General features: G+C 65.7%; 20 protein-coding genes. 15 read left to right on the forward strand and 5 right to left on the reverse strand.

What is annotated here, in order from left to right; all coding sequences use genetic code 11:
• Positions 1-1072 (forward strand): ATP-binding protein (locus JaAD80_RS07360; RefSeq protein ID WP_102293582.1); only part of this gene is annotated, 1072 nt, incomplete at its 5' end.
• Here the strand turns inward: JaAD80_RS07360 and JaAD80_RS07365 are convergent.
• The 4 genes from JaAD80_RS07365 to JaAD80_RS07380 all read right to left on the reverse strand — a co-directional run bounded on the left by JaAD80_RS07365 (position 1064) and on the right by JaAD80_RS07380 (position 6808).
• Entirely contained in the window at positions 1064-1375 is a 312-nt protein-coding gene (locus JaAD80_RS07365; RefSeq protein ID WP_102293583.1) for a hypothetical protein, read from the reverse strand. The genes JaAD80_RS07360 and JaAD80_RS07365 overlap by 9 nt on opposite strands.
• Complete coding sequence (locus JaAD80_RS07370) at positions 1375-2097, reverse strand: MgtC/SapB family protein (protein ID WP_102293584.1); 723 nt, start codon at positions 2095-2097, stop codon at positions 1375-1377. The genes JaAD80_RS07365 and JaAD80_RS07370 overlap by 1 nt, the downstream gene beginning before the upstream one ends.
• A 361-nt stretch (positions 2098-2458) precedes the next feature.
• Positions 2459-5572 carry an efflux RND transporter permease subunit gene (locus JaAD80_RS07375; RefSeq protein WP_102293585.1) on the reverse strand — a complete coding sequence of 1038 codons (3114 nt, stop codon included), beginning with the start codon at positions 5570-5572 and terminating at the stop codon, positions 2459-2461.
• 3 nt (positions 5573-5575) lie between these two features.
• Positions 5576-6808: an efflux RND transporter periplasmic adaptor subunit gene (locus JaAD80_RS07380; RefSeq protein ID WP_102293606.1), complete on the reverse strand. Its 1233-nt coding sequence runs from the start codon at positions 6806-6808 to the stop codon at positions 5576-5578.
• 406 nt (positions 6809-7214) lie between these two features.
• Between JaAD80_RS07380 and JaAD80_RS07385 the strand changes: the two genes are divergently transcribed.
• A complete protein-coding gene (locus JaAD80_RS07385; RefSeq protein WP_180979334.1) occupies positions 7215-9743 on the forward strand; it encodes an EAL domain-containing protein in 2529 nt (842 codons plus the stop codon).
• A gap of 6 nt (positions 9744-9749) precedes the next feature.
• Here JaAD80_RS07385 and JaAD80_RS07390 read toward each other — a convergent pair whose 3' ends face one another.
• On the reverse strand, positions 9750-10727 hold the full coding sequence (locus tag JaAD80_RS07390; RefSeq protein ID WP_102293586.1) for an endonuclease/exonuclease/phosphatase family protein: 978 nt from the start codon (positions 10725-10727) through the stop codon (positions 9750-9752).
• Positions 10728-10783: 56 nt separating this feature from the next.
• Here JaAD80_RS07390 and ybaK point away from each other — a divergent pair, with 56 nt between their 5' ends.
• From ybaK to JaAD80_RS07455, 13 genes are all read left to right on the forward strand, one after another.
• A complete protein-coding gene (gene ybaK / locus JaAD80_RS07395) occupies positions 10784-11257 on the forward strand; it encodes a Cys-tRNA(Pro) deacylase (protein ID WP_102293587.1) in 474 nt (157 codons plus the stop codon).
• Positions 11258-11354: 97 nt separating this feature from the next.
• The gene (gene plsY / locus JaAD80_RS07400) at positions 11355-11999 is read left to right on the forward strand and encodes a glycerol-3-phosphate 1-O-acyltransferase PlsY (protein ID WP_258002853.1); all 645 of its coding nucleotides are present in this window, start codon (positions 11355-11357) and stop codon (positions 11997-11999) included.
• A gap of 127 nt (positions 12000-12126) precedes the next feature.
• Positions 12127-12798: a DsbA family oxidoreductase gene (locus JaAD80_RS07405; RefSeq protein WP_102293589.1), complete on the forward strand. Its 672-nt coding sequence runs from the start codon at positions 12127-12129 to the stop codon at positions 12796-12798.
• Positions 12799-12865: 67 nt separating this feature from the next.
• Positions 12866-13156, forward strand: a complete 291-nt coding sequence (locus JaAD80_RS07410; protein WP_102293590.1) for a DUF427 domain-containing protein — start codon at positions 12866-12868, stop codon at positions 13154-13156.
• 40 nt (positions 13157-13196) lie between these two features.
• On the forward strand, positions 13197-14156 hold the full coding sequence (locus tag JaAD80_RS07415; RefSeq protein WP_102293591.1) for a DUF2157 domain-containing protein: 960 nt from the start codon (positions 13197-13199) through the stop codon (positions 14154-14156).
• Positions 14153-15814: a GDYXXLXY domain-containing protein gene (locus tag JaAD80_RS07420; RefSeq protein ID WP_102293592.1), complete on the forward strand. Its 1662-nt coding sequence runs from the start codon at positions 14153-14155 to the stop codon at positions 15812-15814. Before JaAD80_RS07415 ends, JaAD80_RS07420 begins: the two co-directional genes overlap by 4 nt.
• A gap of 101 nt (positions 15815-15915) precedes the next feature.
• Positions 15916-17178 carry a metal-dependent hydrolase gene (locus JaAD80_RS07425; RefSeq protein ID WP_102293593.1) on the forward strand — a complete coding sequence of 421 codons (1263 nt, stop codon included), beginning with the start codon at positions 15916-15918 and terminating at the stop codon, positions 17176-17178.
• Positions 17179-17282: 104 nt separating this feature from the next.
• A complete protein-coding gene (locus JaAD80_RS07430) occupies positions 17283-19046 on the forward strand; it encodes a cation:proton antiporter (RefSeq protein ID WP_258002854.1) in 1764 nt (587 codons plus the stop codon).
• Between the two features lie 76 nt (positions 19047-19122).
• Positions 19123-20031, forward strand: a complete 909-nt coding sequence (locus JaAD80_RS07435) for an ion transporter (RefSeq protein ID WP_258002855.1) — start codon at positions 19123-19125, stop codon at positions 20029-20031.
• A 51-nt stretch (positions 20032-20082) separates the two neighbouring features.
• Positions 20083-21063 carry a 3-oxoacyl-[acyl-carrier-protein] synthase III C-terminal domain-containing protein gene (locus JaAD80_RS07440; RefSeq protein ID WP_102293609.1) on the forward strand — a complete coding sequence of 327 codons (981 nt, stop codon included), beginning with the start codon at positions 20083-20085 and terminating at the stop codon, positions 21061-21063.
• Between the two features lie 10 nt (positions 21064-21073).
• Entirely contained in the window at positions 21074-22111 is a 1038-nt protein-coding gene (locus JaAD80_RS07445; RefSeq protein ID WP_102293594.1) for an NAD(P)-dependent oxidoreductase, read from the forward strand.
• Positions 22104-22934, forward strand: a complete 831-nt coding sequence (locus JaAD80_RS07450; protein WP_102293595.1) for an MBL fold metallo-hydrolase — start codon at positions 22104-22106, stop codon at positions 22932-22934. The genes JaAD80_RS07445 and JaAD80_RS07450 overlap by 8 nt, the downstream gene beginning before the upstream one ends.
• Entirely contained in the window at positions 22931-24226 is a 1296-nt protein-coding gene (locus tag JaAD80_RS07455) for a F390 synthetase-related protein (RefSeq protein ID WP_102293596.1), read from the forward strand. The genes JaAD80_RS07450 and JaAD80_RS07455 overlap by 4 nt, the downstream gene beginning before the upstream one ends.
• Positions 24227-24231: the final 5 nt, after the last annotated feature.

The following is a 24231-nucleotide window of genomic DNA, read 5'->3' on the forward strand; positions in this document are numbered from 1 at the left end:
CCTGCTGGCGCGCCTGGCAGCCGGCGAGACGGTCTTTGAAACCCTGCCGAAGTTTGGCGAGGAGCCGCTGCGCATGGTCTCGATTCCCGTGCCCTCGTCCGGCGCGGGCCTGGCGGTGCAGGTAGCCGGTTCGCTCGACGATACCAACCACGTGCTGGCCGCCGCCACCGTGCTGTTTGGCGCCATGGCGCTGGCCTTGCTGGCGGCCGTGGGCCTGGCCGGCGAGATGCTCACGCGCCGCGTGCTGGGCGCCATCGACGACGTGGTGGACCAGGCGCACTCGATCGGCGAAGCCAGCCTGCACCAGCGCCTGCCGCATCCGGGCACGCCGGACGAAATCGGCCGCCTGGTCGACACCCTGAACGCCATGCTGGACCGCCTGGAACATGGCTACGACGCGCAGCGCCGCTTCACGGCCGACGCCTCGCACGAATTGCGTTCGCCCCTGTCGCGACTGCGCACGGAAATCGAGATCACCCTGCGCCGCCCGCGCGAGTCGGCCGAGTATGTCGATGCACTGGCGTCCTGCCTCGATGAAGTGCAGCGGCTGACGACCCTGGTGGAAGAACTCCTGATGCTCACGCGGCTGGACGTGGGCCAGGAGCGCAATGCCGTGGAAACCATCGCGCTCAATCCGCTCGTGCGGGCGGCGGCGCAGCGGCTCGGCAAGGCGGCGGCGCAGCGCGGCATCCGCATCGTCTTCGATGACAGTGAGGCAGTGCACGCGCGCGTGGCGGCCGGCCCGGTGGACCTGGTGCTGGCCAATCTGCTGGATAACGCCGTGAAGTTTTCGCCGCCAGACACCGTCATCACGGTGCGCGTGGCGCGCGATGGCGCGCAGGCGACCGTCGGCGTGGCCGACGCGGGGCCGGGCATCGGCGTGGAAGACTTGCCGCATCTGTTCGAGCGCTTTTACCGGGGCGCCCAGGCGCGCGCGGGCGAGGCGCCCGGCTTTGGCCTGGGCCTGGCCCTGTCGCAAGCCATCGTGCACGCGTATGGCGGCAGCATCGAGGCGCGCAACCGCCCCGGCGGCGGCGCGCTGTTTACCATGCGCCTGCCCGCCTCAGAGTGAAGGTGCGACGCCTTCCCAGCGCACCTGCCGCACCTGCGGCCAGGCGCCCGCGCGGTTGACGAAACGCACCAGCACGGCGCGCTGCACCAGCTGGCACAGCACCGTGGCGATCAGGCGCACGACGCGTTTGCCTTCGTCCCAGCTGCGCACGATCTGCGACGGCGCGAGGCCAGCGCCCTGCAATTCGGCCAGCAGCAGGCGTACTACATGGTCGGCCTGCGCCGCAGGGCACGTGACGGTCAGGCGGTAGGTGGCGACGGCAGGCGCGCGCCTGGCAAACCGGTGAAAGAATTTTTTCATCATCACACTCCCCTTTCGGCGACAAATTCCGCGTTGTTCACCAGCGCCCAGCGCACGGCCGAGACGCTGCCTTCCAGGCTCACCTGGCTGACGATCTGCTCCAGCAAACCCAGGCTGGACAGGGGCGTGAGCAGGTCGGCGCGCACTTCGATGCGCCCGGCCTGCGCCGCGTCTTCGCTGTGCAAGGATTGCAGCATCAAGGCCGGCATGCCGCTGATCATGCGCAGCATCAGGTTGCGCACCTGGACTTCCTGCTCCGCTTCGCACACGGCGGTGACGCGGTAGATGCTTTCCGTCTCGATGCCCGCCTCGCTGCCGTGGGTGTTGATGCGCTGGGCCAGCTGGCGCAGCACGAGGTTGGCGATCAGCACGAAGGCCGTGCCGATGGCCGCTTCCAGCGCGAAGCCCAGGCCGCACAGGATGCCGATGGCGGCCGAGCACCACAGGGTGGCGGCCGTGTTCAGGCCGCGCACCGTCATGCCTTCGCGCATGATGACGCCAGCGCCAAGGAATCCAATGCCCGACACCACCTGCGCGGCGATGCGCATATGGCCGGCGCTATCGCCTTCGAGCACGGAAACCATCACGAACAGCGACGCGCCGACGGAGACCAGCGCGTTCGTGCGCAGGCCCGCCATACGCTGGCGCAGCTGGCGTTCGGCGCCGATCATGGCGCCCAGGGTCAATGCCGCGGCAACGCGCAGCGCAAAGTCAAATACCACCATTATTTCTCCCGGCTGGGGAGGAACAGGCGAGTGCAAAGGCGAAGTCAATTCGCCCCGAAAGGGGGCAGCAGACGATAACGGTGGAACGATGAGGGGGAATTGCGGCGAATGGACATCGCCGCTGGTAAAACCGCACCTTGCCATGGGCAGGGCGGGCGGATTGCGCGCGTCTTGCCTAAGGCCGATCGCCGATGGTCAATCGACTACTGTCACTGGAACAAGCACCCACGAGTCACTCCATATCATTGATAACGGGAACAGTCTAGCCAGTGGGGCCGCTTTGGTCAACTGAAGCTCTCTTCAGGAAGCCGCCGCGTCGTCCCCGCCAATGCGGGGACGGTGAAGGCGACCGGTCAAAAGCTTAGTGCGTGGCGCTGGCGGCATCGGCATCGGCGTGCGCATGCTCGCCGCCGCCAAAGAAGCGCGCGGCGCGTTTGCCCAGGCTGTCGAGGTAGGTGTAGGCGACGGGCACCACCACCAGGGTCAGCAGGGTCGAGGTGATGACGCCGCCGATGACGGCGCGGCCCATCGGCGCCTGCGATTCGCCGCCGTCGCCCATGCCGATGGCCATCGGCAGCATGCCGAAGACCATCGCCAGCGTCGTCATCAGGATGGGGCGCAGGCGCACCTGGCCCGCTTCCATCAGCGCCTCGAATTGCCCCAGGCCTTCGCGCTGGCGCTGGTTGGTGAAGTCGACCAGCAAAATCGCATTCTTGGTCACCAGGCCCATCAGCATGATGAAGCCGATCACGGAGAAGATGTTCAGGGTACTGCCCGTGATGAGCAGGGCGGCCAGCACGCCGATCAAGGAGAGCGGCAGCGAGACCATGATGGCGATCGGCTGCAAAAAGCTGCCGAACTGCGATGCCAGCACCAGGTAGATGAAGATCACGGCGATGCCCAGCGCCATCATGGCGCCGCCCATGGTTTCGGCCATCTGCTGCGCATTGCCGGCCACGTCGAAGCGCACGCCGGGCGGCAGGTCGATCGACTGCATGGCCTTTTGCACGTCGGCGTCGACGTCGCCGGCGGGGCGGCCCTGCGTGCCCGCATAGATGGCGACGCGGCGCTGCAAGGCCTGGCGCTTCAGCACTTGCGGGCTGGAAGACGGCACGAAGTCGACCACCTGGCGCAGCGGAATCATGACCGGCTTGCCATTCGCATCGAGTTTGCTCGACGCCAGCGACAGGTCGGCCAGGTCGGCCACCTTTTGCCGGCCGGATTTCGGCAGTTGCACGTTGACGTCGTAGTTCTGTCCGTCGGACGCCAGCCAGTGGCTGACCGTGTCGCCCGCCACGAACGGACGCAGGGCAGCGCCGATCTGCTGCACCGACAAGCCCAGGTCGCTGGCCAGTTCGTTGTTGATCTTCACGGTGGTGGAAGGATTGGCGCCTTCCTGGCTGTACTCCATGTCGGCCAGGCCCTTGATGTTGCGCATCTTGTCCATCAGCGTGTGCGCCACCGCATCGAGCTTGCCTTCATCCGTGCCCAGAATGGCGATGAAGATGGGGCGCTGGCCGACGGACAGGGTGATGCCGGCGATCGGCGCCAGGCGTTCGCGGATCAGCTTTTCCAGTTCCTGCTGCGAGCGGCGCTTGTGCTTTTTGAGGTCCGTCAGTTTCAGGTTGACCTCGGCCGTGTTGCGCCCGTCCTGCGTGCCGACGTTGGCCACCAGGCTGTCGATCTCGGGGAATTCCTTCAGGGCCGTTTCGATCTGGCGCACCTTGGTATCCGTGTAGTCGAGGCTGGAGCCGACGGGGGTCTTGAAGCGCAGGTTGACCCAGCCCTGGTCCGTTTCCGGGAACATCTCGCCGCCGATCATCGGCACGAGCATCAGGCTGGCCGCGAACAGGGCCACGGCCGTGGCCAGGGTGGTCTTGCGCCAGCGCAGGGCGACGTCCAGCACCTTGCCGTACCACACGTGCAGGCGGTCGATGCCCGTCTCGATCCAGGCCATGAAACGGCCCAGCCATGGCGCGTACTTGAAGCGGTCCTTGACGGGGTCGCGCCAGACGGACGACAGCATCGGGTCGAGCGTGAAGCTGACGAACAGCGAAACCAGCACGGCGACGGCCACGGTGATGCCGAACTGCAGGAAGAAGCGGCCGATGATGCCGTCCATGAAGGCCACCGGCACGAACACGGCAACGATGGCAAAGGTGGTGGCCATCACGGCCAGGCCGATTTCATTGGTGCCGTCGTTGGCCGCCTGGTAGTGGTTCTTGCCCATGCCCAGGTGGCGCACGATATTTTCGCGCACGACGATGGCGTCATCGATCAAGAGGCCGATGCACAAGGAGAGCGCCATCAGGGTCAGGAAGTTCAGGGTGAAGCCGAAGGCCTTCATGGCGATGAAGCTGGCCAGCACGGAGATCGGCAAGGTCAATCCCGTGATGATGGTCGAGCGCCACGAGTGCAGGAACAGGAAGACGATGACCATGGTCAGTACGGCGCCCTCGATGATGGTGCGCTTGACGTTATCGAGCTGGCTTTGCACGCGTTCCGATTCGTCGTCAAGCACGCGCAGGGTGATATCGGGCGGCAGGCTTTTCTGCAGGTCGGCCGCCACTTTCAGGATGCCGGTGCCTACTTCCACCACGTTGGCGTCCTGCACCTTGGTGATTTCCATCGTCACGGCCTGCTGGCCGTTCATGCGCGAGATCGACAGCTCTTCCTGCTCGCCATCGACGACGCTGGCCACCTGGTCCAGGTAGACGGGGCCGATGGCGCGGCGCGCCACGATGATCTTGCCAAATTCGCGCGCATCCTTGATCTTGCCTTCCACGCGCACCAGCTGTTCGGCCGCGCCATGGCTGATGGAACCGGCCGGCAAATTGGTATTCGTGGCCTGGATGGCGCGGATCACTTCATCGACGCCGATGCCCTGGGCATTGAGTTCGATGGGTTTGAGGCTGATGAGGATCTGGCGCGCGCGCAGGCCGCGCAGCTTGACCTGCCCGACGCCGGCCACGCCCTGGAAGCGCTTGCTGATGATCTGTTCCGTCATGGTCGACAGCGCGCGCAGGTCATGCCCGGTGGAGGTCAGCACGATGGTGGCGATGGGGCGCTCGTTGTCGCCTTCGGCGCGGGCGATGAACGGATCCTTGGCTTCTTTCGGGAAGCGCGGGCGCACCAGGGCCACCTTGTCGCGCAAGTCCTGCATGGCCTTGTCCATGTTGGTCGACAGCTCGAATTCCAGGTAGACGCCGGCGCGTCCTTCCCACGAGTTGGCGCGGATGGTCTTGATGCCGCTGACGGTGTTGACGGCATCCTCGATGGGGCGCGTGATGTCGTTTTCCACCGCTTCTGGCGAGGCGCCAGGGTAGTTCACTTCAATGGCGGCGAAGGGGAACTGCACGCTGGGCATGCTTTCCACGCCCAGGCCCCGGTAGGAGAAGATGCCCAGCACCACCAGCGCCACCATGACCATGGTGGCAAAGACGGGATTTTGAATACTGACTTTGGTCATCCACATGGTTTAATCCTTCCGTGCCAGCACGGCCGCCGGCGCGGCAGGGGCGGCGGCGGGCGCGGCGAACGTCACGCCGTGGCCAGGCTTCACGCCATCGAGTTTGGCGACGATAACCCTGGCGCCCGGCACCAGGCCCGACTTGACTTCCGCATAGCCTTCATCCTCGTTGCGCAAGCCCAGGGTGACGGGCTGCTCGACCACCTTGTTGTTGACCAGCGCATACACGACGGGGCCCTGCTTTTCGTTGCGCACGGCCGTCAACGGCACCAGCGGTGCCACGCTTGATCGCTCGGTGACGATGCTGCCCTTGGCGAACATGCCGCCGCGCAGCGCGCCATCGCCATTGTCGACGGCGATGTAGACCAGCATGGCGCGCGAGCCGCTCTCGGTGGTGGGGTTGATGCGCGTGACCTTGCCGCTAAAATCGCGCGCGCCGAAGCCGTCGACCTTGAAGTGCACATCCTGGCCCAGCTTGATGCGGGGAATTTCCGCGCTCGGCACGGGCGCCTCCAGGGTCAGCTGCGCCAGGTTGACGATGGTGTAGACGGGCATGTCGGGCGCCACTTTTTCGCCGGCCTGCACGTGGCGCTTGCTGACGATGCCGGCCATGGGCGCGCGGATCACCGTGTCGGCCAGGGCGATGCGGGCGATGTCGACCATGGCGGCCGCCGATTTGACGCTGGCGCGCGCCAGGTCGACGGAGTTCTGCGTCGTGTCGTACGCCGTCTGCGAAATGTACTTTTGCTTGAGCAGGGCCTGGCTGTTGGCTTCATTCTTGGCCGCCATCGACAATCGCGCCTGGGCTTCGTCAAGCATGGCTTGCTGCTGCGTCAGGCGGGCGCGCTGATCGGCCGCGTCCAGGCGCACGAGGATTTGCCCGGCGGCCACGCTCTGGCCCTCCTGCAAGGTCGTTGCGTGGATTTCGCCCGAGACCTTGGCCTTGATGGTGGCTTGCGTCAGCGGCGCCAGCGAACCGGACAGGGGCAGGCTGATGGCCAGCGCGCGCGCATCGATGGCCGCCACGTCGCCTTGCGCCAGTTCGTGCACGGGCGTCTTTTCCTGCTCCTTCTTCTTGCTGGCCTGCTGTTCCGCGGCCTTGGCCGCTTGCTGCTTCGATTGCATGACGGTCCAGCCGCCGCCGGCCAGGCCCAGCACGACGAGGACCAGCAGGGGCGCGCGCCAGCGGCGCGGGCGGCGGGCGGTGGAAGGGGCGGGCGGGGGCAGTGTCTCGTTTTTCATAGGATTCTTGGTCTGGAGGCGGCGCAGGGCTTCGGCGCCAGGTCTCGGTTCGGCCGGCCTGCGGCGGGCCGGGAGCAATTCGGGTAGCGCACCGCCGTGGCGGCAGCAGACGGCACGCCTGCCGCTGCTGCCGTTCACGGCGATGCGCATGTTGCCACTTTATGAAGAATCAAGTCCGCCTGCCATCGCCGTGCGACAGATTGCACAAAACCGGGGATGGAATGCAAAAAACGGGCGCCGAAGGCATGGCGTGCGGCACGCGCCAGCATGCCTTCCCTGCGCGTCACGATGCTTGAGCATCCTCAATAAGCCGATTCGCCGGCGCGCAAGAATGACTGGGATGGTTGCGCCACCGGACAGGCAATGGTCTCGCGGTTGCGGTGCGGCCGCGCCACGAGGGGGCCTGATGTCTGATCGGATTGCCGGAGCCGCCCCGTCGCCGGGCCGCCTGCTGCTTGCCGCCGACGCTGGAACCGGGCCGGCCGGCAAGGCGCTGGATTTGCTCTCCATCATTGTTGCCGCAGTGGAGCAGGCGCCCGGCATGGCCGTGCGCGGCATCGACAGCGAAGGCCTGGTGCGCTACTGGAGTCCGGGGGCGGCGCGTCTGTATGGCGTGGCGGCCGAGCTGGCACTGGGCCAGCCATGGGCCACGGTGGCCGCCGCGCTGCCCGCTGGCGGCGCCCTGGCCGAGCAGTTGTCCGGCGAACTGGCCGCTGTGTGGCAGAGCGGCAAGGCACGCAGCGCGCGGCTGTGGAAACTGGACAGTGATGGCGCGGCGCCCCGCTGCATCTGTTCCACCGTGTTTCCCGTTCTCCAGGCCGGGCGCGTGCGGCAGGTGGTGTGCATCGATATCGACCTGACGGCCAGCGGCCAGGAGGGAACAGGGCAGGGTGCGCTGCTGTTAATGGGAGACAATTTCCGCCAGCTGTACGAGAAATCGGCCGACGCCATCGTGCTGCTGCGCGACGAACATATCGCCGAAGCCAATCCGGCCGCCATCGCCCTGTTCCAGTGCGAGGGACGGCCACGCCTGCTGGGACGCCGTCTCAGCGATTTTTCGCCCCTGCGCCAGCCCGATGGCGAATTGTCTTCCTCGCGCGGCACGCAACTGGCGGCGCAGGCGCACGCGCAGGGCAACTGGCGCTATGACTGGCGCTATCAAACCTGCCTGGGCGAATTGTTCTGGGGCGAAGTGCTGCTGACCTCCGTCACGCTCGACCATACCTATCTGTTTTACGCCGTGATCCGCGATATCTCCCCGCGCAAACTGGCCGAGCAGGCGCTGTACCTGTCGGCGCAGGTGGTGGAACACGCGCGCGAAGCCATCGTCGTGATGAACGCGCAGCAACGGGTGGTCAGCATGAATCCCGCGTATAGCGAATTGAGCGGCTTTAGCCGGGACGACATGCTGGGCAAGACGTTCATCATGCACCGCACGGAGCCCGACGCGCTGGCGTTCTTCGCCCACGTATGGGAAGAGGTCGATGCGAATGGCTATTGGCAGGGCGATATCCTGGCACAGCGCAAGGATGGCCAGCGCTACCCGGCCTGGCTGTCGCTGACGGCCATCCGCGATCCCCAGGGGCAATTGAGCAATTACCTGGCCATCCTCAGCGATATCAGCGAGCGCAAGAAAAGCGAGGAGCACACGCGCCACCTGGCCGAGCACGATTTCCTCACCGACTTGCCGAACCGCGTGCTGCTGCTGGACCGGCTGTCGCTGGCGCTGGCGGCCGCGCGGCGCAAGCTGAGCATGCTGGCCATCCTGTACCTGGACCTCGATCACTTCAAGCACATCAATGACAGCATGGGCCATCACGTGGGCGATTTGCTGCTCAAGGAAGTGGCGCGGCGGCTGTTGCGCTGCGTGCGCGGCGTCGACACGGTCAGCCGCCATGGCGGCGACGAGTTCGTCATCATCCTGGCCGAGGTGGGTGGCATCGACCAGGCGGCCCACGTGGCGGCCAGCCTGCTGCATGCCGTGACCCAGGTCTTCCAGCTGGGCGATTACGAGCTGCATGTGTCCACCTCGATCGGCGTGGCCATCTTTCCCAGCGATGGCGAGACCATCGACAGCCTGCTGCACAACGCCGATGTCGCCATGTACCACGCCAAGGAAGGCGGGCGCAATAATTTCCAGTTTTTCAATGCGCACATGCATGCGCAGATCGTCGAGCGGACCAGTCTGGAGCAAGGCTTGCGCGCCGCGCTGGGCAATGATGAGTTCGAGCTGGAGTTCCAGCCCGAACTCGACGTGGCCAGCGGCGCCATCATCGGCGCGGAAGCGCTGCTGCGCTGGCGCCACCCACAGCTGGGTTTGCTGCCACCCGAGCGCTTCATCGCCGTCGCCGAGGAGTGCGGCTTGATGGTGTCAATCGGCAACTGGGTGCTGCGCCACGCCTGCCTGCGCGCACGCGCCTGGCACGACGCGGGCCACGCCTGGCAAGTCTCCGTCAACCTGTCGGCGACGCAATGCCTGCACAATAACTTGCTGCACAGCGTGCAGGAAGCGCTGGCGGTGTCGGGCTTGCCGGCCGCCTGGCTGGAACTGGAAGTGACGGAAGCGCTGCTGATGAAGGGCGGCGCGCGCCTGGCCGAAGTGCTGGCACAGCTGCGCGCGCTGGGCGCCCGCCTGGCCATCGACGACTTCGGCACCGGCTATTCGCGCCTGGCCAATTTGCGCCATTATCCCGTGGATAAACTGAAAATCGACCCGTCCTTCCTGCCGGGCGCGCCGGATGGGGCCGCTGAGGATACGGCCGTGGCCGCCACCATCATCGCCATGGCGCGCGCCTTGCAGCTGACGGTGATCGCCGAAGGGGTGGAAACGGCGCAGCAGCTGGCGTATCTGCAGGCGCAAGGCTGCCAGCAGTACCAGGGACGCTATGCCAGTGCGCAAGTCGATGGCAGCAGCCTGGCCAGACTATTGCATTAGCGCCTGTCAGGTCAGATTGCCCAGCAGCTTGATGCGTGCCAGCACCTGGCCATGGTCGGACGCGTACGGCAGGCCCAGCAGCAAATGGTCGTTGACGTAGACCACTTCCTGCACCGCGCCGATGGCGCGCGGCGCGGCAGGGTGGAAGTGTTCGGAGACGAGGATGTGGTCGATCGTCATGTAGGCGCTGTCGTGGATATTCGTGTAGCCGGCGTGGCGCGCCGCATCCTGGCGCAGCTGGATGGTGTTGGCGTCAAACAGGCGCTCGCGCATCTCGGCTCCCGCTTCGCTTGGCGCGCCGGCGCCCATGACGATGGCCGTGGTGACGGCATTGGCGATATCGTTGAAGTCGCCCAGCACGATGCGCGGGCGGCCGCTGTGGCCCAGCTCGCTAACCAGCACGCGCAGGGCCACGGCTTCCGCGCCGCGCCGCTGCAGCGAGCGCAGGTTGGCCAGCGCATACGACAGCGCATCGCTGCCGTCGCCCTGGCGGTAATCGGGACGGCGCGATTTCAAGTGCACGACCACCACGTCCGTGAGGGTTCCCCCGGGCAAGACGACCTGCACATGCAGGGGCGCGCGGGCAAAGCGGCAGGCATCGTCATCGGCGGCATGGCTGCCGGCGGGTAAACTTATGCCGGCAGGAAAGTTCGCAAAGGCCACGCCGGGGCCTGCCAGCGGCAAACGCGACACCAGCGCCACCGTGGGCAGCATGCGCCCGGAGGCGTCCATCGCATCGTAGCCGGCCTGCACGGCCTCGCGGTAGTGGCGCGTGCGCGACAGCACGTCGCGCAGGGCCGCTTGCGAGAAGACTTCCTGGAAACCGATGACGTCGGCATCCAGCAAGTCGATCTGCCGCGCCGTCCACTCCGCCTTGGCCGCGTATTGCGCCGGGCTCAAGGGATCCAGGTTGTCATACAATTTCGCCCCGGCGGCGGCCAGGTTGCAGACATTGAAGGTGGCAAAGCGGATTTCTTGCTGCATAATTAGCACTCCTCACTGAACGATCAGCGTATCACGCATGGCTAAAAAAAGAGCATATTTCCGAAACCCAGGCGACGCAGTTGCTGCGCAAGCACCAAGTTTCCTTTGAAGAACACCCGTATCCGTATGAAGAGCACGGCGGCACCAGCGTCTCGGCGCGTGAACTCGGCGTGCCCGAACATGCGGTGGTCAAGACCCTGGTGATGCAGGACGAGGCGGCGCGGCCGATGATCGTGCTCATGCATGGCGACTGCAAGGTGTCGACCAAGAACCTGGCCCGCTCAATCGGCTGCAAGTCCGTCGAGCCGTGCAAGCCCGAAGTGGCGCAGCGCCATTCCGGCTACCTGATCGGCGGCACGTCGCCGTTCAGCACCAGGAAGGCCATGCCCGTATATGTGGAGCAATCGATCCTGGACTTGCCGCGCATCTACATCAATGGCGGGCGGCGCGGTTTTCTCGTCTCGCTGGCGCCACAGGTACTCATTGATTTATTGAAAGCCAAGCCGGTGCAGTGCGCCCTGCAGGATTAAGAAAACCGGCCCCCGCCCTGTCCGTAGGCGGGGCGCTGGTGTATATTCTGCTGCGCCAGCCTGGATGCTGGTGCAATAAACATAACAAAGGGAAGAAATGAATCCAGTAATTACAACCGTGGCAATGACAGTGGCCGCTTACTTGCTCGGCTCGATTTCGTTCGCCGTGGTAATGAGCAAGGTCTACGGCATTGCCGATCCGCGCACCTATGGCTCGAAAAATCCCGGTGCCACCAACGTGCTGCGCAGCGGCAACAAGGGCGCCGCCATCATGACCCTGCTGGGCGACGGCGCCAAGGGCTGGCTGGCCGTGTTCCTGGCCGACCATTTTGCCACTGCGCTGGGCGTGGGCGACACGGCCGTGGCCCTGGTGGCCATCGCCGTCTTCCTCGGCCATTTGTGGCCCGTGTTCTTCCGCTTCGCCGGCGGCAAGGGCGTGGCCACTGCCCTGGGCGTGCTGCTGGGCATCAATCCATGGCTGGGTCTGGCAACCCTGACCACTTGGCTGATCATCGCCTACGCATTCCGTTATTCCTCGCTGGCGGCCCTGGTGGCGGCATTGTTCGCGCCGTTTTACTATGGCTTGCTGTTCGGCATCGATCCCATCTTGCTGGCCGTCATCGTCATGAGCGTGCTGCTGGCCTACCGCCACAGCCAGAATATCGCCAACTTGCTCTCTGGCAAAGAAAGCAAGATCGGCGGCAAGAAGGATGCGGCCAAGGCGCCCGTGAAGAAGAAGTAAAATACCGGGGTCGGACCCGCCGGGGGTAAGCGGCCTGATAGGGCGCATACCGATTCCGAAGGAACTGACCCCAACCTTGCGGCGCCGCGCGGTGCGGCCGCCACCGACTCGCGCAAAGGCTGCCACCATGTCTGTATCGACTACTCCCGCCACTCCCACTGCCGTCCGTATCGACTTCGTTTCCGACGTTTCCTGCCCCTGGTGCGTGGTGGGCCTGAAGTCGCTGGAGCAGGCGCTGGACAAGCTGCAAGACACCGTCCAGGCCGAGATCCATTTCCAGCCTTTCGAGCTGAACGCCAATATGCCGCCCGAAGGCGAGGATATCGGCGAACACATCGCCCGCAAGTACGGTTCCACCGAAGAACAGATGGCGCAGTCGCGCGAAGCCATCCGCGCGCGCGGCGAGCAGCTGGGCTTTACCTTTGCCATGGACAAGCGCGGCCGCATCTACAACACGTTTGACGCGCACCGCCTGCTGCACTGGGCCGCGCTGGAAGGGCGCCAGAAGGCACTCAAGATGGCGCTGTTCGACGCCTATTTCACGCAGGGACAAAATCCCTCGTCGCACGAGCTGCTGCTGAAAGTGGCGGGCGAGGTCGGTCTGGACACGGCGAAAGCGGCCGAGGTGCTGGCATCGAACGCCTACGCCGACGACGTGCGCGCGCAGGAACGCTTCTATCAGCAGAACGGCATCAACTCGGTGCCCGCCGTCATCATCAACGAGCGCCACCTGATTTCCGGCGGCCAACCGCCGGAAGTGTTTGAGCAGGCCTTGCGCCAGATCATCAGCGGCGCCTGAACGGGGCGCCAATGGCGCGCGCCATGACGCTTGATTTCGGCTACACTCCGCACAGGAGGATAGTCAAATGCCAACAGCCAGCTGGAACGGCGCCGTCATCGCGCAAGCCACCGACGAGCAGGTAGAGCTCGTCGAAAACAATGTGTATTTCCCCTCGTCGGCCGTGAAGCAGGAATACCTGCGTCCCAGCAGCCACACCACCATTTGCCCCTGGAAGGGCACGGCCAGCTATTACGACGTGGTTGTCGATGGCCAGACCAATGCCAACGCGGCCTGGTATTACCCCCAGCCCAAGGATGCCGCCAAGCAAATTGCCGGCCACGTCGCCTTCTGGCGCGGCGTCAGCGTCGAGCGTTGACCTTTACTTCACCATCATAGAATCACCACGAAAGCAGACGATGGATTTACGCCTCGCCGTGTACCAGCTCGCCTCGGCCCATGCGCTCGATGCCCAACAAACCCGGCAGTTAGAGGAGGTGGCCGGCTTCCGGCGCGAACCTGCCCGCCTGGCCTACTGGCTGCCGCGCGGCGTGGCCGTGCTGGGCGCCGCGCTGCTGGGCATGGGCTTGATCTTCTGGGTCGCCGCCAACTGGGAAGAACTGGGCCGCATGGGCCGCTTTGCCCTGCTGCAAGGCGTGTTTGCCGCCGCGTGCCTGGGCGCGTTTGCCGTGCCCAAGGCGAGGGTGCCCCTGCTGCTGGTAGCCATGCTGGCCATCGGCGGCCTGTTCGCGTATTTCGGCCAGACCTACCAGACGGGCGCCGATCCGTGGCAGCTGTTCGCCCTGTGGTCCGCGCTGGCGCTGCCGCTGTGCCTGGTGGCGCGCAGCGACGTGCTGTGGACGCCATGGATGCTGATCCTGGCCACGGGCGCCACCCTGTGGATGCAGGCCCATGCGCGCCACAGCTGGCACGTGGAGTCGGACGACTTGCCCGTTTATCTGACGGGCTGGCTGATCGTGCTGCTGGCCTGTGCCCTGGTCTCGCCCCTGCTGGCGCGCTGGACGGGTGCGGGCACCTGGGCCTTGCGCCTGGGACTGGTGCTGCTCACTATCCTCGTGACGGGTTCGGCCGTCAGTGCCCTGTTCGGCAATGAGATCGAATCGCCGTACTGGGCCGGTCTCGGTTTGCTGGCCGTCGCCGGCGTCCTGCTGGCCACCGGCCGCTACTTTGAATTGTTCGGCCTGAGCGCTGTCGCGCTCGGTATCAACACCTTGCTGGTGGGAGGGCTGACGCACGTGCTGTTCAACGGCCATGGCGATGGCGTCGGCGCGCTGGCCGTGCTGGGCTTGCTGGCCGCCGTGCTGCTGGCGCTGACCGTGCAAGGCATACTGTGGCGCACGCGCCGGGAGGCGGCATGAGCAATATCAATACGCAACGAGCCGATGCGCTCGCCGTCCTGATCGACGACGCCACACGCGCCGGCCTGCTGCCGCCCAACGCCGCCCGTCCCGTGCAGGATGTACGGCCTTGGCCGCTGGTGCTGATGACGGCGTTCGGCGCCTGGCTGGCCGCCATCCCCCTGATGATTGCGCTGGGCGTGGGCCTGGAAAGTGTCGTGCGCCACGGTCCCGGCGCGTATGTCGTGGCCGCCATCGTGCTGGTGGCGGCCGTGCTGCTGATCCGCACGCGCGGCGTGGCGCTGTTTGTCGAGCAACTGGCCGTGCCCTGCCTGCTGGTGGGCGGCGGCTTGCTCGGCTATGCGCTGTACCGCGACTATTCCACGCAGACGGCGTCGCTGCTGCTGTGCCTGGCATGCCTGGTGGTGGCCGGCGCCTTGCCGCGCGACTGGCTGCGCGTGCTGCTGGGCCTGGTCGCCTGCGGCTTGCTGGGGCTGGGCATCGTCGATAGCACGCGCGACTGGATTTTCGAGAACGACCCCACGGAACTGTATTTCGCCTGGATGCTGGCCCTGGCACTGTGGCTGGGCGTGCACTGGCTGCAAAAGCAAGCCTTCAACGATGGCCGCGGCGCGCCCGTCGCCGCCTTCCTGGAATCGCTGTCGACGGGGTGGGTGCTGGCGATCCTGCTGGGACTGGTTTTCTGGTCCGGCATGACCTTCATGCTCGGCGGCGCCTTGGGCGGTGGCTTTGCCGGCGAAGTGGCACGCGAAGTGACGCGGCACCAGGGTCTTGCCTGGTATGCACAGGCCTTGAATGGCGTGTCGCTGGTGCTGGCCACGGCGGCCGCCGCCTGGACGGGCTGGCGCTGGCCCGCATTGCGCCAGTTGCCCGCCATCGGCGTGGCGCTGGTACTGATCGTGCTGGCGTGGTTCATGCCGGCGCTGGGGCCCGTGCTGCTGATCCTTGCGTATTGCGTGACGAGCGGGCGCTCGCGCGTGGCCGTGGCGGCCGCGCTGGCGGCGGCGTGGATCATCGGCAGCTTTTATTACCAGCTGGCCTGGCCGCTGGCCAGCAAGGCGGCGCTGCTGGCGATAGCGGGCGCCGTGCTGTGCGCCCTGTCGTGGCTGGCCACGCGCGGCGCCGTGCTGCACCTGGTGGAAAGCAAACCGGCGGGCATGGTCCTTGAGCGCCGCGCCGTGCGCCTGGGCGTGCTGGGCGGACTGTTGCTGGTGCTGCTGGTTGCCAATGGCGGCATCTGGCAAAAAGAGCAGCTGATTGCAAAAGGAGAAGCAATCTTCGTGGCGCTCGAACCCGTCGACCCCCGCTCGCTGATGCAGGGCGACTACATGCGCCTCAATTTCGTCAATCTGGGCGTGCTGAGCACTTTGGCCAGCGTGGAGCGGGCGCCTGGCCGGCCTTTCGTCGTGGCCAGGCGCGATGCGCGCGGCGTGGCGGAACTGCTGCGCCCCTACACCAAAGAGGCGCTGGCGCCCGGCGAATTCCTGCTCGAGCTGACGCCGAAGGATGGGAACTGGGTACTGGTCAGCGATGCCTGGTTCTTCAAGGAAGGCGAGGCGGCGCGCTGGGAAAAGGCCCGCTATGGCGAATTCCGCGTCATGCCGGACGGGCGCGCCTTGCTGGTGGGCATGCGCGGGGAAGATTTGCAGGCGCTGTAGCAGCTTGATGGACTCACCGAATGGCAGAAGCCGGGGGCGTACCGTGACGCTACGCCCCCAGCCTTTGCTCCTCGGGTGGCCGCATCCTGTAAAATTGCCCGATGGATAATATTACGCATTCGGTCATCGGCCTCGGGGTCGGCGAACTGGTACACCGCAGCCTGCCGCCCGAGCCGCAGGCACCCGCACAGCGCACCCGGCGTGCGCTGTTTCTCTTTACGGCATGGTTTGCCAGCAACGCGCCCGACCTGGACCTGGTACTGACCAAGCTGTTGCCGCGTCCGTTCGGCTACATGCTGCACCACCGTGGCCACACGCACACCTTGCTGCTGGCCTTGCCGCAGGCGCTGCTCTTGCTGGCCCTGCTGTGGCTGCTGTGGCCCGGCGCGCGCCGGCTGCTGAAAGAAAGCGTGCCCGCGCGCATCGGCGTGGCGGCCTGTCTGCTGCTGGGCTTTTGCTTGCACATGGGCATGGATTTCCTCAATTCCTATGGCTTGCACCCGTTCTATCCGTTCAACAGCCGCTGGCTGTACGGCGACATGGTCTTCATTGTCGAGCCCATGTTCTGGGTCTTGCTGGGCGTGCCCGTCATCATGTCCTTGCGCTACGGCATCGTGAAAAGCGTGCTGCTGGCGGCGCTGGCGGCGGCCCTGTGTTTCTTCACGTATAAAACCTATCTGGCGCCCGCGTCCCTGGCCGTGCTGCTGGGGCTGGGCGTGATCCTGGCCGTGCTGCAAGGGCGCGCAGGCGAGCGGGGGCGCGGGCCACTGCTGCTGGCCTTTGCTCTGGCCGCCACCTTCATCGGCACGCAGGGCGTGGCCTCGGCGCTTGGCCGTACGCGCATCGAGGCGGCCGTGCAGCGGCTCGACCCCGGCACGCGCGTGTGGGATGTGGCGATGACGGCCTTCCCCAGCAATCCACTGTGCTGGATCTATGTCTCGCTCGACAGCAAAACGGACGTGTACACCTTGCGGCGCGGCACCCTGAGCTTGCTGCCCGAGTCGCTGGCGCCCGCCGCCTGCCCGGCCGGCCTGGTCGAGACGGGCAAGCCGGGGCAGCAGCTGGCGCCCGGCATCGCCGTCTCCGCCCAGGCGACGGGCAGCCTGGCCGCCTTGCGCGCATTGCAGGAGGATAATTGCTATGCCGACGCCTGGTTCCGCTTCGCCCGCATGCCCCGGCTGAACGCGGACAAGCTGACGGACGTGCGCTTCAATCCCGGCATGCTGCCCAATTTCACCACCGTCGAGCTGCAGCAGTTCCGCAGCCGGCCATGCCCTGCCTATGTGCCGGGCTGGGACCGCCCGCGTGCCGACATGCTGGCGCCGCCGGCCGCGGAGGAAGCGCCTGTCATGGGCCAGGAGTAGTGAATATATTGCCTTGTGGCAAAAAATAACGGCGCCGGGCGTTCCCTGGCGCCGCCCTGCGTGCGACAATTGCCAATTCGGCATGCGTGCCGTCACTGACATGGATGTGGATTATTTTGGAAGAGCAGCACGCCTTACCGTATTTGCGAGAAACCCTGCTGTTTCTTGCCCTGGCCGGGATTTTCATTCCGCTATTGCAGCGCCTGAAAGTCAATCAGGTGCTGGGTTTCCTTGCCGTCGGCGCCCTGTTCGGGCCGTTCGGCTTCGGCCTGTGGGCCGGCGAATTCACGTGGCTGACGCATTTCTCGTTCGTCCGCGCCGAGCAGGTCAGCGGCCTGGCCGAGCTGGGCGTGATGTTTTTGATGTTCATGATCGGCCTGGAACTGTCGACGGAACGCCTGTGGGCGCTGCGGCGCTGGGTGTTTGGCGCGGGCGTGGGGCAGGTGGCCGTCAGCGCCTGCCTGATCGGCGGCGTGGCGTATTACTTTGGCCTGTCGCTGGAAGCGTCCATCGTGCTGGGCATGGTGCTGTCGCTGTCGTCCACGGCCGTCGTGATGCAGTTGCTCACTGACCAACGTTCCTTGCAGACCCCGGCCGGGCAGGCGGGCTTTTCCATCCTGATGTTCCAGGACCTGATGGTGGTGCCGCTGTTCATCCTGATCGACGTCTTCGCCAGCGGGCGCAGCGACGACCTGGCTTACCTGCTCAGCTTTGCGGCCGTCAAATCGGCCGGCGCCATCCTGCTGATCTACCTGCTGGGACGCAGAGTGATTCGTCCGCTGTTCCAGTTTTTCGTCAAGAAACACCAGCCCGACGTCTTCATGGCCCTGACCCTGCTCAGCACCCTGGGCATCGCGGGACTGACGTATCTGGCGGGCCTGTCGATGGCGCTCGGTGCCTTGCTGGCCGGCTTGCTGCTGGCGGAAACGGAATTCCGCCACGAAGTGGAAGTGACGATCGAGCCCTTCAAGGGCTTGCTGATGGGGCTGTTCTTCATGTCGGTGGGCATGCAGATCGACGTGCGTGAAATCCTCAAGTCGCCGATCGTGATTCCGCTGGCCGTGCTGAGCCTGTTTTTCCTCAAGACCCTGGTCATCAGCGTGATCTTCCGCATCGGCGGCTTTCACTGGGGGCGGGCCGTGGAAACGGGCGTGCTGCTGGGGCAGGGCGGCGAATTTGCGTTTATCGTTGTCGCGTATGCGCTCGGTACCAAGCTGATCGCTCCGGAAGTGGCGCAGTTCGTCATGCTGGTGGTGGGCCTGAGCCTGTTTGCCACGCCGGCGCTGGCGAAAGCGGCGCGCGGTTTCGGCAACTGGTGGGAAAAGCGCCATCATCACCAGTTGGCCGACCTGGCCGAAGGCGCCCGTCCGCCGCAGGGCAGCACCGTCATCATTGCCGGTTTCGGCAGGGTGGGGCAGCTGCTGGCCAAGGTGCTGACGGAGCAGGATATCGGCTACGTGGCGATTGAAAACGATGCGCGCCTGGTGACAAGCCTGCATCCGCGCGGCTTTCCCGTGTATTTCGGCGACGCGTCGCGTGCGGAACTGCTGCAGAAGGTCAATGCCGACCGCGCCGCCGCCGTGGTGCTGACCATGGACCATGCGGCATCCGTGCTGCATGCCGTGAAATCCATCCGCCGCGAATATCCGCTGCTGCCCGTGTATGCGCGGGCACGCGACGAGGCGCATGCCGTGGCCCTGATACAGGCGGGCGCGACTTTGGTCGTGCCCGAGGCGCTGGAAGCGGCGCTGCAGCTGACGGCCACCGTGCTGCAGACGGCGGGCCTGAGCGAGGCGCGCGCGGCGGACATCGTGCAAACCGAGCGCGACAGGCGCAATGCCGTGCTGCTGGCCAAGAAGTCCTCCTAGGCAGCGCGCCGCCGTGTGCGGCAAATTATCTATACAATAATAAGTGTATGAGCAAACTACCCAACAGACTTCCCACATGAAAGCCGCGACCAAGAGTGGCGCGGCGCCCATGACGCCGCAGCAAGTTGCCGCGCAAGAAACACAGCAGCGATATGGCAAGCCCGAGCGGGGCTGGCGCGAGAAGGTGTACACCGTCATCTTCGAGGCGGAAACGCGCACGGGCCGCGCCTTCGACCTGCTGCTGATCGGCGCCATCCTGCTCAGCGTGACGGTGGTCGTGCTCAGCAGTGTCGCCTCCGTGGCCGAACGCTATGGCACCTGGCTGACGGCGCTCGAGTGGTTTTTCACTTTCCTGTTTACAGCCGAATACCTGGCGCGCCTGTCCTGCCTGCAGCACCCGGTGCGCTACGCCAAGAGTTTCTTCGGCGTGATCGACTTGCTGGCCATTGTGCCGACCTATATCGGCTTGCTGCTGCCGGGCGCGCATGTGCTGATCGACGTGCGCATTTTGCGCCTGCTGCGCATGTTCCGTATCCTCAAGCTCACGTCCTACGTGCATGAGTACACCCTGCTGGGCCGCGCCTTGCTGGGCAGCCGGCGCAAGATCCTCATTTTCCTGTCCTTCGTGATGATGGTGGTGTTTCTGCTCGGCACTGTGATGTATGTCGTGGAAGGGCCCGATAACGGTTTCAGCAGTATCCCCACCTCGATATACTGGGCCATCAGTACCATGACCACGGTGGGCTTCGGCGATATCACGCCGAAGACGGATATCGGGCGCACCATCGCTTCGATGATGATGCTGCTTGGCTGGGGCATCCTGGCAGTGCCTACCGGCATTATCAGCGCCGAAATGACGGTACAGCGCAGTTCCAAGCTGGTCACCACGCGTACCTGTCCCACTTGCCTGAAAGAAGGGCTCGATGACGATGCCAATTTCTGCAAGAACTGTGGCGTGGCATTGCCGCCGCTGGCACGCGATTAGCGTATGAACCCGGCATAGACCGTATTTACTTTGACTTTTTTTAAGGCCAACATGATTCCAGTTCGCCTGATCGCGACGGGCAAAGCCGTGCCCTCGCACAGCGTTACCTCTGCAAGCCTGGACCTGAAACTGGGCCACCCGCCCGGCTATACCCTGCGCAAGAGCGGCGTGCTGTCGCGCTTTGTCGCCGCGCCCGATGAATCGCAAAGCCAGCTGGGCGCCGCCGCCCTGCTCGACGCGCTCAAGCATGCCGGCCTGCGGCCGTCCGACATCGACCTGCTGATCTGCGCCAACGGCGTGCCCGAGCAGGCCTTGCCGAACACGGCCTGTTTCGTGGCCGAACACGCCGGTCTGCCGCCCGGCACGCAAAGCTTCGACGTCAACGCCAGCTGCCTGAGTTTCATGGCCGCCTTCCGCGTGGCCGCGTCCATGCTGGCCGGTGGCGCCTACCGGCGCATCGCCATCGTCTCGTCGGACCTGGCTTCGCGCGGCGTCGACTGGAGCGAGCCGGAAGCGTCGATGATCTTTGGCGACGGCGCCGCCGCCGTCATCGTCGAGCGGGGCGACGGCAGTGCCGGCATCCGCGCCTACAAGATGGGCACGTATCCGGAAGGCCGCCGCTACTGCGAAATCCGCGGCGGCGGCACCGAGCGCAATCCGCGCAATGGCTGCGAGCCGGGCGACTACCTGTTCCGCATGGATGGCAAGGCCGTGTTCCGCCTGGCCGTCAAGGTGATGCCGGATTTCCTCACGGAATTGATGGCCGAATCGGGCGCCGGACTGGACAAAGTGGATGTGGTCGTGCCGCACCAGGCCAGCCCGCTGGGCCTCGCGCATGCGGCGCGCATCCTCGACGTGCCCGATGCTAAAATCATCAAGATCTTTGAAACGCATGGCAACCAGGTGGCCGCGTCCCTGCCCACGGCCCTGCACGAGGCGGTGATGACGGGCCGGGCCGTAGCGGGCCAGCGTTTGCTGATGATGGGCACGGCCGCCGGCCTGACCATCGGTGGCATGATTCTTGATCTGTGAAGGTGGTGCGATGAGGCGGATACTGGTCACGGGAGCGACGGGCGGGCTGGGGCGCAATGCCGTGCGCACCCTGCTGGCGCAGGGCGTGGAAGTGCGCGCCACCGGCCGCAACGTGGCCGTGGGACGCGAACTCGAACGCATGGGCGCGCAATTCGTCGCGCTCGACCTGGCGCAGGCGTCGCCGCGCCAGGTCGATGAACTGGTGCGCGGCATGGATACCGTCTGGCACTGCGCCGCGCTGTCGTCGCCCTGGGGCCCCGAGCGCGACTTCATCGCTGCCAACGTCACGGCCACGGGCCAGCTGCTGCGCGCAGCCGCCAGCATGCACGTGGCGCGCTTCGTGCACATCTCCACGCCGGCCATCTATTTCGACTACCGCAACCACCTCGAGGTGCCGGAAACCTTCCGTCCCGACGCTTTTGTCAACGCCTATGCGCGCAGCAAGGCGATGGCGGAAAAGCTGGTGCAGGACTGCGTCGACCGCCACCGCGGCATGACTTGCGTTATCCTGCGTCCGCGCGCCATCTTCGGCCCATACGACCAGGTGCTGATTCCGCGCCTGGCGCGGGTGCTGGAACAGCGCGGCGGCAAGCTGCCGCTGCCGAACGGCGGCGCGGCCACCATCGACATCACCTATGTCGACAACGTCGTGCATGCGATGTGGCTGGCCACCGTGCACAAGACCGTGGCGTCGGGCGCCGCCTTCAACATCACGAATGGCGAACCGGCGCGCCTGTGCGACGTCCTGCGCACCCTGTTCTGCGATCACCTGCAGCAGCCGTTCCAGATCGTCAGCATGCCCTACCGCGTGCTGGCGCTGCTTGCCCGCCTGATGCAGTTCGCCTCGCGTTTTACCCGCCGCGAACCATCGCTGACGCCTTACAGCATCGGCGCGCTCAGTTTCGACATGACGCTCGATAACGCCAAGGCGCGCAAGGTGCTCGGTTATCGTCCCATCGTCAGCCTGCAGGAAGGCATCGCGCTGACGGCGCAGTGGATGCGCCAGGAAGCGGCGGCGCACAAGGTGGGCAAGGAGCGCAATGGCTAGCATCACCGCATTTCGCGTCGGCCACTGTACCCACCCGTCCTGCATGGTCCTGAAAGGCAGCGGGCTGGCCAGCCGCTGCTTCCCCTCGCGCGCCTATCTGATCGAGACGCGCGCGGGCCTGTACCTGTGGGACACCGGTTACGCCGAGCACTTCCGCGCCGCCACCTCGAAAGGCGTGTACCGCATGTACGCGTGGGTGACGCCGATTTTCTTCGACGAAAACGAATCGCTGCAGGGCCAGCTGCGCGCGCATGGCGTGGCGCCAGGCGACATCCACACCTTGCTGCTGTCGCATTTCCACGCCGACCATATCGCCGGCCTGCGCGACTTTCCCGGTGCGCGGCTGATGGCCTCCAAAACGGGCTGGGACGCCGTGCGCGGCCTGTCCGGCGTGGCCGCCGTGCGCCAGGCCTTCGTACCCGAGCTGCTGCCTGCCGACATTGCCGACCGCCTCGCCTTTGTGGAAAGCGTGCCCGAGACAGCCTTGCCGGCGGCCCTGCTGCCGTTTACACATGGGCGCGACGTCAGCGGCACGGGCGAGATTTACATCGTCGACTTGCCCGGCCACGCCATCGGCCATCTGGGCGCCTTCGTGCTGCAGGACGAAGGCTGGACCCTGCTGGCGTCCGACGCGGCCTGGGTACCGGAAAGTTTCCAGCAGCTGCGCGGACCGTCGGAACTGTCCTTCATCATCCAGCACAAGCGCGCGCCGTACTATGCCACCCTGAACCGCCTGCACCAGCTGCACCGCTCGGGCAATGCGCAGATCCGCATCACGCATGAAGACACGGTTGACTATATTGCCGTGGCGGGCCGCCCGTGAAGCGTATTTTTTGGCTGTTGCTGTCGTATTGGCGCACGCGCCGCCTGCGTTTCACGAGCCGCGCGCAGCTCGACGCCTATCAGCAGAAACAGCTGGCGCGTTTCACCGAGGAGTTGTGCGCGCGCAGCCGTTACTTCGCCCCATACCGCACGCTGCCGCTGGCGCAGTGGCCGACCATGAACAAGGCGCTGATGCTCGAGCATTTCGATGCGATGAACACGCAAGGGGTGACGCTGGCGCAGGCGATGGAGGCCGCCATGGCGGCCGAGCAGAGCCGCGATTTTACGCCGGCCGTGGGCGACATCACGGTGGGCCTGTCGTCCGGCACCTCGTCGCGGCGCGCCGTGTTTACCGTCAGCCCCCGTGAAAAGGCGCAATGGGCGGGCGTGATGCTGGCCAAGGCGCTGCCCGACGGCCTGTTTTCCGGCGAACGGGTCGCGCTGTTCCTGCGCGCGAACAGCAATCTGTATACGGCCGTGCGCTCGCCGTGGCTGACCTTTGCCTTTTACGACCTGTTCCAGCCTTTCGACAGCTTGTGCGCGCAGCTGGCGCGCTATCAGCCTTCGGTCATCGTCGCGCCAGCCCAGGTGCTGCGCCAGCTGGCCTTGCGCGTGATCGATGGCAGCCTGGCGCTGGCGCCGAAAAAAGTCATTTCGGTCGCCGAAGTGCTGGAAGCGCAGGACCGCGCGCTGATCGAGCAGGCATTCGGCGCCGTGCATGAAATCTACCAGGCCACGGAAGGGTTCCTTGCCAGCAGCTGCGAGCACGGCGTGCTGCACTTGAACGAGGAATACGTGCACATCGAACCGCAGTGGCTCGACTCTGAAGAACGCCGTTTTGTGCCCGTGATTACGGACTTCACGCGCATCACGCAGCCCATCGTGCGCTACCGCCTGGACGACATCCTGATCGCGCGCGCCACGCCGTGCCCGTGCGGCCGCGCCACGCGCGCCATCGCCGGCATCGAAGGACGCTGCGACGACATGCTGCTGCTGCCGTGCGCACAAGGCGGTGAACTGGTCGCCGTGTTTGCCGACGTGCTGACGCGGGCGTTTGCGCAAGCCTTGCCGCCGGATGCCGACTACCGCCTGGCGCAAACGGGCGAAGCGGCCTTGCAGCTGCATGCGGCGCTGGACGATGCCGGCCTGGCCGCCCTGCGCGCGCACCTGGCAACGGTACTGCGCGGCCTGGGCGTGGCCGCCGACGGCCTGGCCTGGACGGTCAGCAGCGAACTGCCTCCTTTTGACCCCACCATGAAACGGCGCCGCATCCGGCGCCATGCCAGCGCATGAATGAC

Source organism: Janthinobacterium sp. AD80 (genome assembly GCF_002878455.1).
Classification (GTDB): domain Bacteria; phylum Pseudomonadota; class Gammaproteobacteria; order Burkholderiales; family Burkholderiaceae_D; genus Janthinobacterium.

Excerpts from the sequence above, each read along its gene's own strand:
- JaAD80_RS07405 (WP_102293589.1), top strand. The coding sequence starts at position 12,127 with ATGTCTGTATCGACTACTCCCGCCACTCCCACTGCCGTCCGTATCGAC.
- JaAD80_RS07440 (WP_102293609.1), top strand. The coding sequence starts at position 20,083 with ATGATTCCAGTTCGCCTGATCGCGACGGGCAAAGCCGTGCCCTCGCAC.
- JaAD80_RS07445 (WP_102293594.1), top strand. The coding sequence starts at position 21,074 with ATGAGGCGGATACTGGTCACGGGAGCGACGGGCGGGCTGGGGCGCAAT.
- JaAD80_RS07385 (WP_180979334.1), top strand. The coding sequence starts at position 7,215 with ATGTCTGATCGGATTGCCGGAGCCGCCCCGTCGCCGGGCCGCCTGCTG.
- JaAD80_RS07415 (WP_102293591.1), top strand. The coding sequence starts at position 13,197 with ATGGATTTACGCCTCGCCGTGTACCAGCTCGCCTCGGCCCATGCGCTC.
- JaAD80_RS07375 (WP_102293585.1), bottom strand. The coding sequence starts at position 5,572 with ATGTGGATGACCAAAGTCAGTATTCAAAATCCCGTCTTTGCCACCATG.
- plsY (WP_258002853.1), top strand. The coding sequence starts at position 11,355 with ATGAATCCAGTAATTACAACCGTGGCAATGACAGTGGCCGCTTACTTG.
- JaAD80_RS07370 (WP_102293584.1), bottom strand. The coding sequence starts at position 2,097 with ATGGTGGTATTTGACTTTGCGCTGCGCGTTGCCGCGGCATTGACCCTG.
- JaAD80_RS07450 (WP_102293595.1), top strand. The coding sequence starts at position 22,104 with ATGGCTAGCATCACCGCATTTCGCGTCGGCCACTGTACCCACCCGTCC.
- JaAD80_RS07420 (WP_102293592.1), top strand. The coding sequence starts at position 14,153 with ATGAGCAATATCAATACGCAACGAGCCGATGCGCTCGCCGTCCTGATC.
- JaAD80_RS07430 (WP_258002854.1), top strand. The coding sequence starts at position 17,283 with ATGTGGATTATTTTGGAAGAGCAGCACGCCTTACCGTATTTGCGAGAA.
- JaAD80_RS07390 (WP_102293586.1), bottom strand. The coding sequence starts at position 10,727 with ATGCAGCAAGAAATCCGCTTTGCCACCTTCAATGTCTGCAACCTGGCC.
- JaAD80_RS07365 (WP_102293583.1), bottom strand. The coding sequence starts at position 1,375 with ATGATGAAAAAATTCTTTCACCGGTTTGCCAGGCGCGCGCCTGCCGTC.
- JaAD80_RS07425 (WP_102293593.1), top strand. The coding sequence starts at position 15,916 with ATGGATAATATTACGCATTCGGTCATCGGCCTCGGGGTCGGCGAACTG.
- JaAD80_RS07410 (WP_102293590.1), top strand. The coding sequence starts at position 12,866 with ATGCCAACAGCCAGCTGGAACGGCGCCGTCATCGCGCAAGCCACCGAC.
- JaAD80_RS07435 (WP_258002855.1), top strand. The coding sequence starts at position 19,123 with ATGAAAGCCGCGACCAAGAGTGGCGCGGCGCCCATGACGCCGCAGCAA.
- JaAD80_RS07380 (WP_102293606.1), bottom strand. The coding sequence starts at position 6,808 with ATGAAAAACGAGACACTGCCCCCGCCCGCCCCTTCCACCGCCCGCCGC.